Genomic DNA, 17,977 nt, shown 5'->3' on the forward strand with positions numbered 1-17,977 from the left:
TTAATGGTTTACTGCAACCCGCTTGTTTATGTTACTTAAAAGTTAATTTATGCGTCTGTTTTCTTCTGTTTTACTGATTGTGCTGATTGCTCTGGCACCGGCGGTATTATCCGGCGGACCGGGGGCGGAGTACAATGTGAAAATTACGGTGATGGGCACATTATTGCTGCTGGCGAATGTGTATCTCTGTCGCTATACCGCGGGCAAAATAGTTGTTGGTCTGCTGACAATTTTGTGGGGGCTGAATCTGTCTGCCTCTGCTTTTTTCCGCCGCGAGGCGGGTGCTGAATATCTGGCGAACCTTCCTGAGCTGCTTCATCAGGGCTATCCGTTATCAGCCGGTGATTTCCTGTCTGAAAACAGTGGTATCGTACTGTTTTTTATCGTGGTTTCCGTGGCGTATTTCGCGGTGGTTCACCTGCTGAGCCGTGCGTTGCCGCGCCGGGCTATCCGTAATGCCGGTATCTCGCTGTTATTACTCTCGTTTATTCTGCCCGTTGAATATTACGCGATGGAAAAAGATAAAACGCCGGGGCTGACGGTATATGACCATTATCTGCTGGGTACGCCGCTGTATAATCTTGCCGCGGTACCGATGGCATGGCGGGGATGCACCGGTATCAGATGAACAGCAGCAGCCGTCCGGGAGATCCGGACAGCGCTGTATCAGTCAAACTGTAAAATAAACTGCGTATTTGCTTCCAGCCTGCCGGGTTTAACGGAATCGCCATAGCGGTAATATTCAGCAACAAGCGGAACACGTGTTTTTCCGTCCTGTAAGTCCGCGATTTTAACAAACTCCTGATTAACCAGTACGGCATCATTATTCATCGGTGATGTGACAACAAAACCGACACCGGACGCATTATTATTGCCTTCATCATCAGGAACGATAACGGACTCTTTTCCGTTATAATTTTCTGTTTTAGCCGCCATTAATTTCATATGGGCAGACAGATCGCCGTTACATGAAATAAATAAATTATCTTCAGCTTTATAATTACCGTCCGGAAATCCTCTGGACGAAAAGGCATTGACCGGTGCCCGGGGTAATTTAAATTCCAGGTCAGAATTTTCCAGCGAACATGATGATGGCGCGCTTTCAATCTTGCCTTTCAGTCTGTAACTGTATCCTACCGCTGTTGTGCCGCCGCCGGGGTTATATGCCTGAATTAAGACAGTACCAATATATGCTCCGCCGGTTAAAGAAAGCGTATCCGGGTTATCTTTTGCGGCATAAATAATAACCGTTAAGTCAAGCGGCAGGAGCGGACCTGCCGGAACCGGAATATTACTTCCCGGCTGATTCTGAAAATGCATACCGGTTCTGTTATCGATCAGAACATAAACAAAATTCCGCTCACCGCCCGGATAAATATGATATGCAGGGTATCCGTCAATATCACCATAATACTTGGCGACAATACCACTGCCTTCACTGTAGCTGGTATAGCCGTGAATACCGGCATCTGGTCCGCAGTCTGCCACGCCGCCGATACCGCCTTCACGGACAAATGTGAAGCGGCCGACTTCCTGATTCTGCTTTATACTGCCGGTAAGGCGCAGATTGATGGTTGACGTCATTGTGGAATGGTTCTGATTTCCGCCTCTGACACAGTCCTCCAGTGCATAAGCATGGCCGGCCGTACCTAATCCGCCTGCGGTAATCATCAGAGATAACATCAGATGTCTGGCTTTTTTTATCAGGTGATAGTATTTCATCAAATCTCCCGCTGACAGTTCAGCTTTGTAATATATATTCCGTTCGTGGGTAACGTGCCGGTAATGTCATACCGGATAATACATTGCTGCATATTTCCGTCCTGTTTCCAGGTCACGCGGATATCACCTTTTTCTTTATCCGCTATGAAATAGAGCGTATTAAAATTAGACACCAGGTATTCAGTATCACCACCCATCATTGCTTTTGCGCCTAACGGTATTTCTTTATTATCAGGTGTTTTCAGTGTGATCAGCAGTTTGTAGCCTTTCTTCACATTGAAATCGGCCAGAATCAGCGCACCTTTTGTCGGAACAATATCGTTAATAATATTATTTTCGATCTCGGTATCACCGGGGATTGTCTGCGTATCAATCACAATATTATTTTTCCGGTATGGCGTCATGCCGGAAACAACAGCAAGGCCCGAATTATTTGTCTGAGCAGACTGCCCGTTAATGATACCCACACCGGCAGTATCTTTGGTCAGTACCAGTGCATTGGTATTCTGTAATGCGGGAGCGGCAACCACACCATACTGCGTGGCCAGTAATGAACCATTCATGCCATAGCTGAGATTTTTATTATTTTTGCTGTATGAATAACCGGCATTAACAGACGCATATTGTGAGCGATAGGAACTGCTCAGACCGCCTGAATTCCCGGTGCCTTTATTTCCCTGACTATGATAAATATCCCAGCTGCCTTGCTGGTTCTCACCATAATTTCCGCTGAGCCCGGCAGTCTGTAACGTCTGATGATCGGCATCGGAAGAAATATTATAATTAGCCCAGATAGTATTATCCTTAATATTGAGCGGGATATTAAGATTCATACTGACATTGTAGGTATTATTTTTACCGTTCTCAGTTCTTGTGCCCTGATAATAATTATAATATATACCGTAGTTCATTTTGTTAAATGAGCTGTTGAATCCGGCATTATAGGATTTTTGTCTTTTACCGGATGTATATTCATAAATAACAGTAGACAGATTAAGCGATGAACTGCCGGAAAAGACAGGCTGATTCAGTGATAAAGTGTATTCATTTTTAAGTTTATTATGATCGTTCCGGTTTTCATCATATGACATTGCATCTTCGAAACGATAAAATTTAGCATCGAAGTGACGGTAACCCACCAGGGATACGCTGGTATTTGTTGCTTCTATTCTCTTCGAGTAGTTAACGCGAAACGCATTCCCGGCAGAGGTTTTATCGTGATTAAGCGTTGCTTTTGCATGCAGAATATCGACTGTGATTGCACCAAAAGCACCAAAGTTGAATGCAGCACCGATACCGCCGGATTGATAATCTTTGGCAACAAATGCTCCGCCGAAAACGGTAACAAAATCGGTCAGACCATAAAATATTTCTGCCTGATTGATTTTCTTCCCGTTACCTTTGTTATTGCTGTCATAGGTTCCGCCGGAAATGCTGTAACGCATATTTCCTTTCTTTTCCAGTGTGGAAATTGAAGAGAAAGGAACGATGAAATTTTTCTCACTTCCGTCAGTTTCCTTAACATTAACATACAGGTTTCCGCCATTACTCATCGGATAATATTCGGTCAGATTAAACGGACCGGCGGGAACACTTTGTCTCAGGATAATTTCACCATTCTGAACAACAGTGACAACAGCCTCTGAATTTGCCATGCCGGAAATTGACGGAACATAGTTTGTTTTACTGACCGGATCCATGGATCTGTCTGTTGTCAGACGAATACCACGAAATTTAACAGAATCAAATAACTGTGATGACGAATATAGATTACCGACAGTAAATTCACTTTTCAGTGAATTTATGTTCCTTGATAAGGTATTACTGATATTTTTCCATTTGTTTTTATTATTGTCATCATTCATCCAGGTAGAATAATTCTGATAACGCCATGCGCCCAGATTGACTCTGGTCTGGATATTTCCATAATAGCTATCTTTTGTTTCGCCACTATGCTGACGATTTACAGCCGAAAATAAATAGTTAACAAAGAGTGCAGGAATACCATTGTCCCAGTTTTCCTGCTCTAATGCTTCCAGTTTATCTTTATTAATGTATGACTGCGGTGTTGTCAGTGCATAAATCCGGGAGTTAAGGTCGAGATAGCCATGCGTATATTCAATATCATTGATATTAAAGCAGCCATTAGTATCCTCATTATCTGAGGACGGAAAATCAACTCCCATGTTTCCCCACTCTTTTCCTGAAAAACAAGGAATGAGCTTTTCATTACCGGCGTTGTTTTTTCTCAGAACAAAATCAATCTCTTTTGTGGTAATTTTATTATTATTCATAATAAGAGTTACTTTGTATTTTCCCGGTGCATTATCATTTTCTTTGAAAACATTGACATCTTCATTAGTCAATTGTGAGTTACTGCCGGGGATATTAAATAAGCTGGCCGGATAATAATCATCGGCCATAACAGAGAAAGATGTCCCCGCCATAAGGAAAGACATCACGGATAATGATATAAAATGGTTTTTATTATGATATTTTTTCATCATCATTATCATCTGTTATTTGGCAGAATAATATAATTCAACGGCTTTACCGTAGTCATTAATGTATGTCAGTTTTACATTTGCCGGTGCTTTGATTACCTGCGGAGCCGTTATTGTCTCTGCCGATTTTGGCGATATATATCCGGAAGGTAGTTTTACTTCCTGGTTGTTGACGGTTATTTTCGAAACATTCACATAATAAGGTGTGCTGTTATTAACCGTAAGGCGGTTACCTGAAACAGACCAGTCTAACTTGTCAGCATAGGTCTCAATATCCCGGCTGTTATCGAGAGCCGCCGGGCGGTAAAGAATCTTTATTCGGTTGGTCATCGAATAGCGCAGAACGTTTTCCTGGCCTTCCTCACTCGGCGCCACAAATTTAACATTCAGCCAGTAAAGGGATTCTCTGTCAGCCGGTAATGACGCTACTTTTGTGACCTGTAATGTATTCTTTTTTTCAGCCCGTAACTTGACGAGTGGCGGCGTTGAAACAAAATCAGGGCTGACATTTCCTGCTTTATCTTCAACCCATGACTGCAAAAGATAATTTCTGCCTTTGTCGGTATTAAAGGCAACAACACCCTCGCTGTTATTTTTTTCATGATAAATAACGCGGGTTGTTTCTAAACCAAAACCGGCATAGCTTTCTGATACCAAAAGAAGTAATGCACAAGCAGAGAGAATGTTTGTTTTAGTGAACATGATTAAGCCTTAGTTATTTTATTATAGTGAGGGCGCGCAGAGTATTTCATCTGCGCATAAATATTAATTATATGAGAGCGTATAATTCAGCGTTGCATCCGCCTGGCCGGCTTCAACATCGTCAGCTGTGCTGTAGTAGTATGCGGTATAACTTCCCTTCCATGATGCACTGGAAGATACGTTATATTCCTCTGTTTTTGAGCCATCAATCACAACAGGGTCATTATTGGTATCGCCATTCTCAAATATAAGGACAGCAATATTTTTAGCCGTTGTACTTGCGTTCGGGTTATCTAATTCTAACAGCTCGTTATCACCATCTTTTGGTTTACCATGTAACTGTAATTTTACTTTTCCCTGATCCGGGCAGTCTGTTAATGAAATATTCAGTTCACCGTAGCCATCTTTTCCGCCAACCATAGTGCCGGTTTCTGTAAATGCACTGGTCGGATAACGACCCATTAACACATCAACATTAGGAGAGTTAGTATCGTTAAGATCAATCGAACAGGTGGCATTATAAATAAAGCCTTTAAAGGAAATTGTACCTGTCTGATCAACTGCGGATGCACTCATGGCAGTACCGGCAAGTAATGCAGAAATTAATGATTTACTAATTAAAGATTTTTTCATCTTAAACCTTATTTAAATGAAATTTTTATTATTCAGTGTCAGCTGAATAAAAATGAAATCGTGGTGTTTTATGCGAAACAATAATAAATAAAGGCAGAAAAAATTCTGGCAATGATAAATACAATTTTCATTGTCCGGAGTTGAAGGCTATTTTTTCTGCTGATTACTGGTTGTCTGGTTTAATTTATAGATATATGAGCTTTTCTGAATCACTCACGGAATGAGTATATCGAAATAATGTATTGAGAATACCTTGTGGTGTATCTCTGTGTAATCTGATGTTTCAAACTATTGCGTTTAGAGTTCTGGTTATAATCTTTTGATTTTTATTTGTATTTTTATTGCATTTGGTTTGTTTTATTCCATTTGTAATGAAGGGTAATAAAATTAATTTATAATTATGTGGTAAATATCAGTATGTTACGGAATAATAAATGAAAAAAAAACGGGAAGGATATGCATTATTTACTTACATCTCACATGCGTATTTTTTTAAGAAAGAACATAGGAAATGATTTTTTATCGCCCTGAATAATGATTTACATCGGAATTTGATGTGTGATTTTTTCCGGAAATGAGAGGTGTTATCAGAGAGGCGGGAAATAACAGATACCGGAACAGGGTATATTGCCGGTATCTGTCAGATGTTATCTGTAAATTATAATATTATGCCGGACAGTGTTATATAGCTGCGCTCACTTCCTGATAAGCGAACAGTCCGGCAGCACCGCCGGTGTGCACAAACAGAAGTGGCGAAGTATCTTCCGGATGTCTGCGAACCTGGTCAATCAGTCCGGCCATGGCTTTACCGGTGTAAACCGGATCCAGCAAAATACCTTCGTGACGCGCCAGCAGTTCAATGGCTTCCAGCCCGCCGGCATTCGGCATGCCGTATTCCGGGGCAAAATAGCTGTCCCACAGCGCGACCGGCGCAGGTGTTTCAATATCAAACAGCTGTGCCAGTTCGTTTTGCAGTTTAACCACTTTCGGTGCCTGATCGGCATATACCCGCGATACGGTGACACCGATAACCGGGGTCTGCGGCATCACCAGCTGCAATCCGGCAGACAGTCCGGCGTGTGTTCCGGCGCTGCCGGAGGCGACCACGACAGCACCGAATTCTGTGCCTTCCGGTGTCTGCTGCGCGATTTCCAGGGCGCACTCCGCATAGCCGAGGGAACCGAGCATATTGGAGCCGCCGACCGGTACGATATAGGCATCACTGAGCTGCATATGGTTGATCAGCGCCTGCATCTGCGCATCCGGGTCAGTCAGGGCATCACACATCACACAGTGCGCGCCGAATAAATCCGTCAGCAGCTTGTTGCCGTTATTCAGGAAATTGGTTTCCTGACTGCCGATCGGGTTTTCCAGCAGTGCCACACATTTCAGGCCGTACATTGCCGCAACAGCCGCTGTCTGGCGGACGTGGTTGGACTGAATGGCTCCGGCGGTGACAATAAACTGTGCGCCTTTTTCCAGGGCATCCGCCATCAGGAATTCCAGTTTGCGCAGCTTGTTGCCGCCGGCCGCCAGCGGTGTCAGATCATCACGTTTGATGTAAATCTCCCGTCCCAGCAGGCGGGAGAGATTGTTCAGTTTATTCAGCGGTGTGACACCGCTGAGCAGATTAAGCTTACTGAACTGCGCCAGTGTCTGTTGCAGCCGGGTTGCCCCGGCGGTATTTACAGAAGAAGACATATCATTTCCTTATTGAATTCGCAGTCATACTCAGTAGGTGAATCCTAACCAGAGATAGACGGCCAGCGCAAAACTCGCGGTTAATACCGCATACGGCATCTGGGTACGGATATGCTCAATATGGTCACAGTCTGTCGCCATCGATGCCACGATCGCATCACTGGAGATAGGGGAGGTCATATCACCAAAAATAGACCCGGCGATAGCGGCGCCAATCATATATTCCGGCGGCATACCGACAGACAGGCCCAGTTGCACACCAATCGGGATCATGATGGCGAATGTACCCCAGGAGGTACCGGTCGCCAGTGACATAATGGCACTGATCAGGAAGATAAAGCCGACAGAGAAGCCCGGCGCGATAACCCCTGATGTCACCTGGGCAATATAGGCACCGGTGTTAAGGTCAGAAGAGACAGAGCCCATCAGGAAGGCGAGGATCATCACCGAACTGATTTTAATCATGTTGGCATAGCCGATATAGAGCTCTTTAAAGAAGGTATCGACATTCATCACGCGGCGCGCCAGGAACCAGACAAATGACACCGCCGTCCCGAACATTACGCCCCAGTAAACCGAGGTGGAACCACTACCTTTGCTGAACTCGCCGTCACCGGTGATATACAGCGCGACCGGCACCATCAGAATGGTGGAAAGGATCGGGATAAAGAAGTTCAGTGAAGTATGGCAGTTCGGATGATCGATAATGTCTTTATCATCTTCCGGCTCGTCGTGCGTTTCTTCCGGCGTACCGGTGATCACATCCGCAGAGCTGATGAGTGCCTGCGCACGCATTTCTGCTTTGCGCATCGGTCCCCAGGAGACATTGCTGAAGATATAGAACAGAATGCTGGCGAGTGAGAACCAGGCCATGATGTTGTAAACCATGGAATGTGCCAGGATATCAAACGGTTCGCCGGTGATCAGTCCCTGAGAGATCTGCACACCGATAACGCCCATCATTGCCGCACCCCAGCCGTTGATCATGGCGGAAGAACAGACAGACACACAGGCGGTCTGGATGATGTAAGACATTTTCTCCGGCGGCACGCCGTATTTTTTCGCCAGCGCTTTGGTGGAAGCACCGGAAACCAGCTGGTTAATCGAGCTTTCGATAAAAATCAGGGACGTGATAATCACTGCCAGCAGCTGCACACCTTTGCGGCCTTTGATGATCTGCGTTTTGTTGGTCAGCAGGCGGACAAGTGCCCGCACACCGCCGGTCACCACGACCAGCCGCATAATCCCGCCAATCATCAGCATAAAGATGATGGTTTTGGCGTTTCCTGATGATTTAAAGACATCAATAATCCCTTCGAGGGTCGCGCGGATCCCCAATAAGAGGTTGTGATCATGAATAACAGTAAAGCCGACAAGTATCCCGATCAGCAGTGATAAAATCACCTGACGGGTACAGATGGCCAGAATAATTGTGACGACCGGGGTAATGACCGTCCAGATACCATAGTCCTGCATACGCTTTCTCTTTTATTATTGTGGTAGTGATGCTGTGTCAGGCCAGAGCCTGCTGTAAATCAGCCAGTAAATCGCCGATATCTTCGATGCCGACAGACAAACGCAGTGTGCTGTCAAAAACACCGATGGATTCGCGCTCTTCGCGGGTCATGGAGCCGTGGGACATGGTCGCGGAGTGATTCACCATGCTTTCCACACCGCCCAGCGATTCAGCGAGCACAAAATAGCGCAGTTTTTTCACAAATGCTTCGGTTTCTGCGAGGCCGCCTTTCAGCTGAATAGTGACCACAGCACCGCCGGTGCGCATCTGTTTTTTGCATAATTCGTACTGCGGGTGATCTTTCAGACCCGGATAAAATACTTTTTCAATTTTGTCGTGACCGGACAGGAATTCCGCCACGGCCTGTGCATTGCTGCATTGTGCCGCCATCCGCAGTGCCAGGGTTTTCAGGCCGCGCAGGGCGAGATAGGCATCAAACGGAGAGGCAATCGCGCCGGTGGTGGTTTTCAGGAAATTCAGTCTTTCCGCGAGGTCGTCACGGTTGGTGATCACCGCACCGCCGATTAAGTCAGAGTGACCGCCGATATATTTACTGGAGGAGACCATGATCAGATCCGCGCCCATGGTCAGAGGTTTCTGGTTCCACGGTGTCGCGAAGGTGTTATCGATGCAGGTTACGATATTGTGTTCTTTGGCCAGTCCGCAGATGGCTTCAATATCAACCAGTTCCAGTAACGGGTTGGTCGGGCTTTCTATCCAGATCATGCGGGTGTTATCTTTGATTTTGCTGCGGACTGCGGCTAAATCATTGAGATCAACATAATCGAACTCGTGGCCGCAGTTCTCTTTTGCCACACGCTCAAACAGACGGAAAGTTCCGCCGTACACGCCTTTCATCGCAATAATATGGGAGCCCTGCGGGAAGATATTCAGCACCAGTGCCGCCGCCGCCACACCGGAGGCGGTTGCGGTGGCGTAAGTACCTTCCTCGACATCGGCCAGCAGTGTTTCATAGGCGTGGCGGGTCGGGTTACTGACACGGGAATAGGCGTATTCACCGTGCTCGCTCAGGCTGGTCTGCACAAACGTACTGGCGGTGGTGATCGCCGGGAAAATAGCATGGTTTACTTTATCCTGCTGCTGTCCGCCGTGGATCAGCACAGTGGCAATTTTCTTACTCATAGTTGGTGTCCTGTAAAATATGCGATGAATATTTAATGGTTATTGTAATGGCCGGATAGTGGCACAGGTAGTCAGAAAAAATTTTCTAAAAAAATTCCGCTGCCGCAGACGGCAGAGAATAAATTTCTCTGTTATAAAATAATTGTTATATATCAGATGATTGCGTGTTTTATATGAATGAGAGGTGAATCACACTATGAATAATAAGGTTATTATTTTTATTTTACGGTCAAAAAAACCGGGCTGATTTTGCCCGGTTTCTGGTGTATGAGAGTAAAAAATGTGTGTGGGGGGATCAGTTCCGTACCAGGTCGACAGGATAGGAATTGAACAGATAACCATCAAAGTCCGGGTCATCGACATCGGACAGCTCCAGCAGGCGCTGTTTCACATTTTCCAGATGCTGCCACATGGCTTCTTTGGCCGCCGCCGGGTCTTTCTTAATCATGGCGGCGAGGATCGCCCGGTGATCGGTCATCCACTCTTTGCGGTAATCTTTATTGGTGATGCGCGTATGCAGCTTCAGCCACATCGGGTTGTTTTCCCGCCATGCCCAGGATTGTTTCAGTAACTCCACCAGCATGCTGTTATGGGTCGCCTGCGCGATTGCCAGGTGAAACTCGCGGTCGCCGGTTTCATCTTCCCCGGTTTTCAGTTCGTCGCGTTCCCGCTGCAGAGCGCTGCGCATATTGGCAATATCCACCGGCGTGGCCTGGGTGGCGGCAAATTCCGCGATATTGCTTTCCAGCAGCTGCCGCGCCTGTAACAGCTCAAACGGACCGGCGGCATTGAGCGCGCACGGATCAGTCACCGTACTTTCTCTCAGGTGAGGGAGGGCAACAATATAAATACCGGAACCTTTGCGGACTTCAATCAGGTTTTCCAGTTCCAGCATAATCAGTGCCTCGCGGACAACTGCCCGGGAGACATCCAGCATTTCAGCGATTTCGCGTTCAGGCGGCAGTTTGTCACCGATGACATAATCCATATTGGTGATCATCTGGCGCAACGCATGGCCGACTTCCTGATAAGGGCGTTTGGGTTCAGTCAACTGTGTCATTATCATGGCCGTAAAAAAGGAATTCTTACCCGGAGAGTTTATCAGAAATTGGTCGACCAAAAATGATTTTACGCCGGTGTTTATCAAAAAAACGGCGGAATCCGGGATACAGCGCAAAAAAAGAGATACACAGCGGGGTGTCTGTGTATCTCTCCGGTACGGATTTCAGCGGATTAGTGAGACGCTATTAATGTTTCACCATTATCCTGTGCGGGATCCTGAGGTTCTTTTTTCTCTTTGATCAGAATCCACAGCGCTGCGGCACCGATAAGGTCGAAGACAGCCAGCGCAATAAAGAACGGACCGAAGCCGATGATACCGACGAACGCACCGATAAATAAGTTAAAGATTAACTGACCGGACCATGCACATGCACCGGCCATACCCACAGCGGTTGCCACTTCGTCTTTTTTGAACAGATCCCCGCCGAGGGTGGCGGCAACGGTGGATAACAGTTGGTGAGAGAAACCACCGATACTGATTAACAGCACTGCGACATACGGGTTCTCGACAATACTGACCAGACCGATAGTGGTCATCAGAACCGCACCGATGGTGAAGGTGATACGGCGTGAGTTGATCAGGGAAACACCGCGGTCGTTAAAGTATTTCGCCACGAATCCGCTGGCCAGACAGCCCAGGTCTGCCATCAGGAACGGCAGCCAGACAAACATCGCTATCTCTTTCAGGCTGAAATGCAGGGTTTCCACGAAGAAAATCGGTACCCAGAAGTTAATCGTTCCCCATGCCGGGTCCGCGAGGAAACGGGAGAGACCGATACCCCAGAAGTTACGCTGCTTCAGGATATTGATAACCGAGGTTTTCTCTTTCTTTGCGGATTTGAGATGTTTTTCCTGGCCGTTTTCAATATAGGCACGTTCTTCATCAGACAGACGTTTTGCATCTTTTGGATCTTTATAGAAGAAGAACCAGACAAAGGCGGCGATAATCGCCAGCCCACCGGCGACAATAAAGGCGAACTGCCAGCTGTGGAACATGATACACCAGGCGATCAGCGGCGGAGCCAGCATCGCACCGAAAGATGTTCCCATGTTAAACACACCGGTGGCTATCCCGCGCTCTTTTGCCGGGAACCAGGTGGTGGCGGTTTTCACACCGGCCGGAATGGCGGAAGCTTCACTGAAACCCATGATCCCGCGCATAAAGGCCAGACCCTGCCAGGAGCCGGTCAGGGCGTGAGCCATGGTGGCAAGACCCCAGATGATGGCACAGATAAAGAAGCCGAGTTTCAGACCAATCGTATCAATAAAGAAGCCCATGATTGGCTGACCGATGGTGTATGCCAGCTGGAATGCGCTGACAACCCAGGAATACTGTTCTTTGGTGATCCCCAGGTCATTCATAATGGTCGGTGCTGCGACACCTAATGCGGTACGGTCAAGGTAGTTAATGATGGTTATGAAGCACACCAGCAGAATCATATGCCATCTGTAATGTTTAATTGTTTTCATAGTCAGCCTTTTGAATTTTATGCTGTTTTTCCGTCAACCCTATCTTTCGGAATGGTTAAGCCGGCCTGGAATATTGGTTAACCAAATAGAGAAGCAATCCGTCGCTGTTAACTTATTTTCTTACTGATTCAACGGGATTCTGCATAAAAGGTAGGCATTATTATGTGATCAAGCTCTTGGTTTTATATTGGGCGCCCAAAATGATCGCCTTATTGTGATCTGGTTAACCAAATTGGTTGACCAGAATGGTTTGCTATGATGTTGTATGTCACTATACCGTTCCGGAAACCTGCTGACGCGTTTTCCGGTTCATAAAACCGGGGCGGCGAAATAAAACAGGCAGTATCACCTGCTGAATAAGGTTATCCGGTTATCTTTACGGAGCATAAACGAGGTTTAGTATGAAACAAACTTGGCGTTGGTACGGACCGGCAGATCCGGTTACTTTATCTGATATTCGTCAGGCGGGCGCTACCGGTATCGTGACAGCGCTGCACCATATCCCGAACGGTGAAATCTGGACCACAGACGAAATTCAGAAGCGCAAGGCGCTGATTGAAGCCAACCATCTGGAATGGACCGTGGTTGAGAGTGTGCCTATCCACGAAGATATCAAAACACAGACCGGTGAGTATGAAAAATGGATTGCTAATTACCAGCAATCGCTGCGTAACCTCGCCGCCTGCGGTATTTATACGGTCTGTTACAACTTCATGCCCGTTCTCGACTGGACCCGTACTGACCTGGAATATGAGCTGCCGGACGGCTCAAAAGCATTGCGTTTTGATCAGATTGAATTTGCGGTGTTCGAAATTTACCTCTTACAGCGCGAAGGGGCTGAGCAGGACTACACCGCAGAAGAACTGGCGCAGGCCAAAACCCGCTTTGAAACCATGCGGGATGACGAAAAACAAAAACTGATAAACAATATTATTGCCGGTCTTCCGGGTGCGGAAGAAGGCTATACACTTGAACAATTCCGCCAACACCTGAAACGTTACGCCGGTATCGATAAAGCGAAATTACGTGAGCACTTTGCGTATTTCCTGAATAAAATCATTCCGGTGGCTGAAGAGTGCGGCCTGAAAATGGCTGTGCATCCTGATGATCCTCCACGTCCTATCCTCGGCCTGCCGCGCATTGTCTCCACGATTGAAGATATGCAGTGGATGGCGGATACCGTCAACAGTGATGCCAACGGTTACACCATGTGCACCGGCTCTTACGGCGTGCGTGCTGACAACGACCTGGTCAATATGATTCAGACCTTTGGTCCGCGGATTTATTTCCTGCATCTGCGTTCAACCATGCGCGAAGAAAACCCGAATACTTTCCACGAAGCGGCGCATCTGGCCGGTGATGTGGATATGTATAATGTGATCAGCGCGGTTGCCGCCGAAGAGAACCGCCGCCGTGAGAGCGGCTCTGAGTCCCTGATCCCGATGCGTCCGGATCACGGCCATCAGATGCTGGATGACCTGAAGAAGAAAACCAACCCGGGCTATTCCGCCATCGGCCGTCTGAAAGGGCTGGCTGAAATCCGTGGTCTGGAAATGGGTATTCACCGCGCATTCTATACAAAATAATATCTCATACCTTTGTACCTGCCGGGCTGCGGGATCTCTCCCGCAGCCTGCTCCCCGGGAGCCTGTAATGGAAAAGAATCTTGTCACTGCGGACATCACCGCAACGCGTCCTGACTGGACGACTGATCGTCTCACCACCCGTATTGTTCACCTCGGCTGCGGTGCGTTTCACCGCGCACATCAGGCGCTGTATACCCATCACGTATTAGAAAAAACAGACAGCGACTGGGGTTACTGCGAAGTTAACCTGATGTCGGCACAGGATGCGGCACTGATCGAAGGGCTGAAAGCCCAGTCCATGCTGTATACCGTGGCGGAGAAAGGGGCGGATAAAACAGAGCTGAAAGTTATCGGCTCGATGAAAGAAGCGATGCACCCGCTGATCGACGGTATTGATGCGGTGATTGAGAAAATGGCTTCCCCGGATGTCAGTATTGTTTCCCTGACTGTGACCGAAAAAGGCTACTGCACCGATCCGGCGACCGGGCAGCTTGACCCGGAAAATGCACTGATTAAACAGGATCTGGCGACACCGGAGACACCGCGCTCTGCTATCGGTTACATCACTGCGGCACTGAAACGCCGCCGTGAACGCGGCCTGCCGCCGTTTACTGTGCTCTCCTGTGACAACGTCCGTGAGAATGGTCATGTTGCCCGTGAAGCCGTACTCGGCCTGGCGCGGTTACAGGATCCGGCGCTGGCGGCGTGGATTGAATCCAATGTCACTTTCCCGTGCACCATGGTTGACCGCATTGTCCCGGCTGCCACCCCGGAAACACTGGCGGAAATCGCACAGCTTCTGGGAACGGAAGATAACTGTGCTATCGCCTGTGAGCCGTTCCGTCAGTGGGTGATTGAAGATAACTTTGTGAACGGCCGCCCTGAATGGGATTGCGCCGGTGCACAGTTTGTGCAGGATGTGGTGCCGTTTGAATTAATGAAGCTGCGGATGCTCAACGGCAGCCACTCCTTCCTGGCGTATCTCGGCTATCTCGGTGGTTATGCCCATATTTCCGATACCATGACCAACCCGGATTACCGCAAAGCCGCCCGTGCACTGATGCTGGATGAGCAGGCGCCGACCCTCACCATGCCGGAAGAAACCGACCTGGTCGCCTATGCGGATAACCTGATTGACCGCTTTACCAACCCGTCCCTGAAACATCAGACCTGGCAGATTGCGATGGACGGCAGCCAGAAGCTCCCGCAGCGTCTGCTGGACCCGGTAGCGCAGCATATTGCGGACGGCAGCGATTACCGCCACCTGGTGCTGGGCGTGGCGGGCTGGATGCGTTATGTCAGCGGCACCGATGAGCAGGGCAACAAAATCGATGTGCGTGACCCGCTGGCAGAAACCTTCGCGGCTATCTATGCAAAACACGGCCTGTCTGTGGCGGTGGTGGATGAGCTGCTGGCAATTGAATCCATTTTCGGTGACAGCCTGCCGAAACAGCAGGGCTTTGTTGATGCGGTGAAACGCGCGTATCAGCAGTTACTTGATGTCGGTGCCCGTCAGGCCGTTGCCGCACTGTAATCCCGGAGAGTTTATGAAACAGTTTCTTTGCGAAGACTTTTTACTGCACAGCGACATTGCCCGCCGTCTATATCATGACTACGCGGCGGACATGCCAATCTATGATTACCACTGTCATCTGAATCCGCGTGAAATCGCGGAAAACCGCCGTTTTGATAACCTCGGGCAGATCTGGCTGGAAGGGGATCACTACAAATGGCGCGGTATGCGTTCGGCGGGGATCCCGGAGCAGCTTATCACCGGGCGCGACAGCAGTGATTATGAAAAATATCAGGCGTGGGCAAAAACCGTGCCGATGACTCTCGGTAACCCGCTGTATCACTGGACTCATCTGGAACTGCGCCGCCCGTTCGGTATCACCGGCAAAGTGTTCGGGCCGGAAACGGCGCAGAGCATCTGGGATGAAGCGAATGAAAAACTGGCGCAACCTGAATTTTCCGCGCGCGGCATTATGCAGCAGATGAATGTGCATATGGTCGGCACAACAGATGACCCGGCAGATTCGCTGGAATACCACCGGCAGATTGCGCAGGATGACAGCTTTGATATTGAAGTGCGTCCGAGCTGGCGTCCGGATCGCGCTTTTAAAATTGAACTGGACGGCTTCACGGACTATATCGCGAAGCTCGGACAGAGTGCTGATGTGGATATCCGTCGTTTCAGCGACCTGCTGACCGCGCTGGAACGCCGTCTGGTACACTTTGCGCAGCATGGTTGTGTTGCCTCTGACCACGGCATTGAGATCCTGCGCTACGCACCGGTACCGGATGAATCGGTGCTGGATGCGATTCTGCAGAAACGTCTCGCCGGGGAAATCCCTGATGAAACCGCCACCGCGCAGTTCGCAACGGCGGTGCTGGTCTGGCTCGGAAAGCAGTATGCGAAACGCGGCTGGGTGATGCAGCTGCACATCGGTGCGCTGCGTAACAACAATACGCGCATGTTTAAGCTGCTCGGTGCCGACAGCGGTTTTGATTCCATCGGTGATGCGCCGGTGGCTTATCCGCTTTCACGTCTGCTTGATGAAATGGATAAAACCGATGAACTGCCGCGCACCATCCTTTACTGCCTGAATCCGCGTGATAACGAAGTGCTGGCGACCATGATCGGCAACTTCCAGGGCGGCGGTATCGCAGGTAAAGTGCAGTTCGGTTCCGGCTGGTGGTTCAACGACCAGAAAGACGGCATGCAGCGTCAGCTCGAACAGCTGTCACAACTGGGACTGTTAAGCCAGTTTGTCGGGATGCTGACAGATTCCCGCAGTTTCCTGTCCTATACTCGTCATGAATACTTCCGCCGTATTCTGTGTAATATGCTCGGTACGCTGGCGGTAAATGGTGAAATTCCGGCGGATGAGAATATGCTGGGACAGATGGTGCGTGATATCTGTTTCAATAATGCACAGCGTTATTTTTCCGCTGCAAAAGGTGAATAATGACAGTGAAACGCATTGGTCTGATCGGCGAGTGCATGATTGAACTCAACGGTGCGCCGTTCGGGGAGATGGTTCAGCGCTACGGGGGTGATGCCCTGAACAGTGCGGTTTATCTGGCCCGTGCGGCCGGAGACGCCGTTGAGGTGAATTTTATCTCTGCCATGGGAACCGACCCGCTCAGTAAAGGTATGATCAGCCGCTGGCAGGCGGAAGGGGTCAATACTGCGCATGTGCTGATCGATCCGCATCATCAGCCGGGGTTATACCTTATCCAGCTGGATGAGCAGGGCGAGCGCACGTTTCTTTACTGGCGCAATGATTCGGCGGCGCGTTATCTTGTCCGCCATCCGGAATACCCGGCGCTGCTGGCACAGATGGCGCAGATGGATGCCATTTACCTCAGCGGGATCAGCCTTGCCATTCTGCCGCCGCAAGACCGGCTGCAACTGCTGGATGACCTGAAAACGCTGTCACAGCAGGGCAAGACCATTCTGTTTGACAGCAACTACCGCCCGGCACTGTGGGCGGATGAAAATGAAACCCGTGACTGTTATCAGGCAATGTATGCACTGACCGACATGGCACTGGTCACTGATGATGATGAAGCACGTCTGTGGGGCGACAGCGACCGCAACTCCACCTTTGCCCGTCTGGCAAAAGCCGGGGTGAAGCAGGCGATTATAAAAGCGGGTGCTCAGGGGTGTGACTACCGTGATCTGCGCACTGACGCACCGGCCATCACTATTGCCACCACCCCGGCGGAACAGGTGGTTGATACCACGTCAGCCGGTGATGCATTCAACGCCGGGTTCCTGGCGGGCTGGCTGACCGGCGCGGATATTGAACGCGCTGCCCGGATGGGCCACCGGCTTGCGGGTGTGGTGATTCAGCACAAAGGGGCGATTATCCCGCAGGCGGCGACCCGCCCGGTCACTGATACTTTACTGAATAACACGTTTTAACGGGAAA

14 protein-coding genes are annotated in these 17,977 nt (G+C 48.9%); 5 read left to right on the plus strand and 9 right to left on the minus strand.

The window, feature by feature from the left end; all coding sequences use genetic code 11:
- Positions 1 to 49 precede the first annotated feature (49 nt).
- Positions 50 to 628, plus strand: a complete 579-nt coding sequence (locus ACSBQN_RS16595) for a hypothetical protein (RefSeq protein ID WP_354633081.1) — start codon at positions 50 to 52, stop codon at positions 626 to 628.
- A 38-nt stretch (positions 629 to 666) separates the two neighbouring features.
- Here ACSBQN_RS16595 and ACSBQN_RS16600 read toward each other — a convergent pair whose 3' ends face one another.
- The 9 genes from ACSBQN_RS16600 to ACSBQN_RS16640 form a co-directional block, all read right to left on the minus strand.
- Complete coding sequence (locus tag ACSBQN_RS16600; protein WP_337137440.1) at positions 667 to 1,722, minus strand: fimbrial protein; 1,056 nt, start codon at positions 1,720 to 1,722, stop codon at positions 667 to 669.
- Complete coding sequence (locus ACSBQN_RS16605) at positions 1,722 to 4,238, minus strand: fimbria/pilus outer membrane usher protein (RefSeq protein WP_341992997.1); 2,517 nt, start codon at positions 4,236 to 4,238, stop codon at positions 1,722 to 1,724. Before ACSBQN_RS16605 ends, ACSBQN_RS16600 begins: the two co-directional genes overlap by 1 nt.
- Before the next feature lie 3 nt (positions 4,239 to 4,241).
- On the minus strand, positions 4,242 to 4,928 hold the full coding sequence (locus ACSBQN_RS16610) for a fimbrial biogenesis chaperone (protein WP_024474707.1): 687 nt from the start codon (positions 4,926 to 4,928) through the stop codon (positions 4,242 to 4,244).
- Positions 4,929 to 4,991: 63 nt separating this feature from the next.
- Positions 4,992 to 5,561 (minus strand): fimbrial protein, encoded by a 570-nt coding sequence (locus tag ACSBQN_RS16615; RefSeq protein ID WP_036409618.1) that lies wholly within the window; start codon positions 5,559 to 5,561, stop codon positions 4,992 to 4,994.
- 681 nt (positions 5,562 to 6,242) lie between these two features.
- Positions 6,243 to 7,262, minus strand: coding sequence for a D-cysteine desulfhydrase (locus ACSBQN_RS16620; RefSeq protein ID WP_201893656.1), 1,020 nt, complete (start codon positions 7,260 to 7,262; stop codon positions 6,243 to 6,245).
- A gap of 30 nt (positions 7,263 to 7,292) precedes the next feature.
- Positions 7,293 to 8,738 (minus strand): Na+/H+ antiporter NhaC family protein, encoded by a 1,446-nt coding sequence (locus ACSBQN_RS16625; protein WP_004904626.1) that lies wholly within the window; start codon positions 8,736 to 8,738, stop codon positions 7,293 to 7,295.
- 37 nt (positions 8,739 to 8,775) lie between these two features.
- On the minus strand, positions 8,776 to 9,921 hold the full coding sequence (locus ACSBQN_RS16630) for a trans-sulfuration enzyme family protein (RefSeq protein ID WP_024474710.1): 1,146 nt from the start codon (positions 9,919 to 9,921) through the stop codon (positions 8,776 to 8,778).
- Positions 9,922 to 10,216: 295 nt separating this feature from the next.
- The gene (locus ACSBQN_RS16635; protein WP_024474711.1) at positions 10,217 to 10,981 is read right to left on the minus strand and encodes an FCD domain-containing protein; all 765 of its coding nucleotides are present in this window, start codon (positions 10,979 to 10,981) and stop codon (positions 10,217 to 10,219) included.
- A 173-nt stretch (positions 10,982 to 11,154) separates the two neighbouring features.
- Positions 11,155 to 12,453, minus strand: a complete 1,299-nt coding sequence (locus tag ACSBQN_RS16640; RefSeq protein WP_024474712.1) for an MFS transporter — start codon at positions 12,451 to 12,453, stop codon at positions 11,155 to 11,157.
- A 401-nt stretch (positions 12,454 to 12,854) separates the two neighbouring features.
- On the opposite strand from ACSBQN_RS16640, the gene uxuA reads away from it, so the two are divergent.
- From uxuA to ACSBQN_RS16660, 4 genes are all read left to right on the plus strand, one after another.
- Positions 12,855 to 14,039, plus strand: a complete 1,185-nt coding sequence (gene uxuA, locus ACSBQN_RS16645) for a mannonate dehydratase (protein WP_024474713.1) — start codon at positions 12,855 to 12,857, stop codon at positions 14,037 to 14,039.
- A gap of 67 nt (positions 14,040 to 14,106) precedes the next feature.
- Positions 14,107 to 15,573 (plus strand): fructuronate reductase, encoded by a 1,467-nt coding sequence (locus tag ACSBQN_RS16650; RefSeq protein ID WP_024474714.1) that lies wholly within the window; start codon positions 14,107 to 14,109, stop codon positions 15,571 to 15,573.
- 13 nt (positions 15,574 to 15,586) lie between these two features.
- A complete protein-coding gene (gene uxaC / locus ACSBQN_RS16655; protein ID WP_004237931.1) occupies positions 15,587 to 17,008 on the plus strand; it encodes a glucuronate isomerase in 1,422 nt (473 codons plus the stop codon).
- Positions 17,008 to 17,970, plus strand: coding sequence for a sugar kinase (locus ACSBQN_RS16660; protein WP_046024993.1), 963 nt, complete (start codon positions 17,008 to 17,010; stop codon positions 17,968 to 17,970). The genes uxaC and ACSBQN_RS16660 overlap by 1 nt, the downstream gene beginning before the upstream one ends.
- Positions 17,971 to 17,977 lie beyond the last annotated feature (7 nt).

Source organism: Morganella sp. B601 (assembly GCF_051172335.1).
Taxonomy (GTDB): domain Bacteria; phylum Pseudomonadota; class Gammaproteobacteria; order Enterobacterales; family Enterobacteriaceae; genus Morganella; species Morganella morganii.

Coding starts and splice junctions, on each gene's coding strand:
- ACSBQN_RS16615 (WP_036409618.1), bottom strand. CDS start 5,561: ATGAAAAAATCTTTAATTAGTAAATCATTAATTTCTGCATTACTTGCC.
- ACSBQN_RS16610 (WP_024474707.1), bottom strand. CDS start 4,928: ATGTTCACTAAAACAAACATTCTCTCTGCTTGTGCATTACTTCTTTTG.
- uxaC (WP_004237931.1), top strand. CDS start 15,587: ATGAAACAGTTTCTTTGCGAAGACTTTTTACTGCACAGCGACATTGCC.
- ACSBQN_RS16600 (WP_337137440.1), bottom strand. CDS start 1,722: ATGAAATACTATCACCTGATAAAAAAAGCCAGACATCTGATGTTATCT.
- ACSBQN_RS16605 (WP_341992997.1), bottom strand. CDS start 4,238: ATGATAATGATGATGAAAAAATATCATAATAAAAACCATTTTATATCA.
- ACSBQN_RS16660 (WP_046024993.1), top strand. CDS start 17,008: ATGACAGTGAAACGCATTGGTCTGATCGGCGAGTGCATGATTGAACTC.
- ACSBQN_RS16595 (WP_354633081.1), top strand. CDS start 50: ATGCGTCTGTTTTCTTCTGTTTTACTGATTGTGCTGATTGCTCTGGCA.
- ACSBQN_RS16640 (WP_024474712.1), bottom strand. CDS start 12,453: ATGAAAACAATTAAACATTACAGATGGCATATGATTCTGCTGGTGTGC.
- ACSBQN_RS16620 (WP_201893656.1), bottom strand. CDS start 7,262: ATGTCTTCTTCTGTAAATACCGCCGGGGCAACCCGGCTGCAACAGACA.
- ACSBQN_RS16630 (WP_024474710.1), bottom strand. CDS start 9,921: ATGAGTAAGAAAATTGCCACTGTGCTGATCCACGGCGGACAGCAGCAG.
- uxuA (WP_024474713.1), top strand. CDS start 12,855: ATGAAACAAACTTGGCGTTGGTACGGACCGGCAGATCCGGTTACTTTA.
- ACSBQN_RS16650 (WP_024474714.1), top strand. CDS start 14,107: ATGGAAAAGAATCTTGTCACTGCGGACATCACCGCAACGCGTCCTGAC.
- ACSBQN_RS16635 (WP_024474711.1), bottom strand. CDS start 10,981: ATGACACAGTTGACTGAACCCAAACGCCCTTATCAGGAAGTCGGCCAT.
- ACSBQN_RS16625 (WP_004904626.1), bottom strand. CDS start 8,738: ATGCAGGACTATGGTATCTGGACGGTCATTACCCCGGTCGTCACAATT.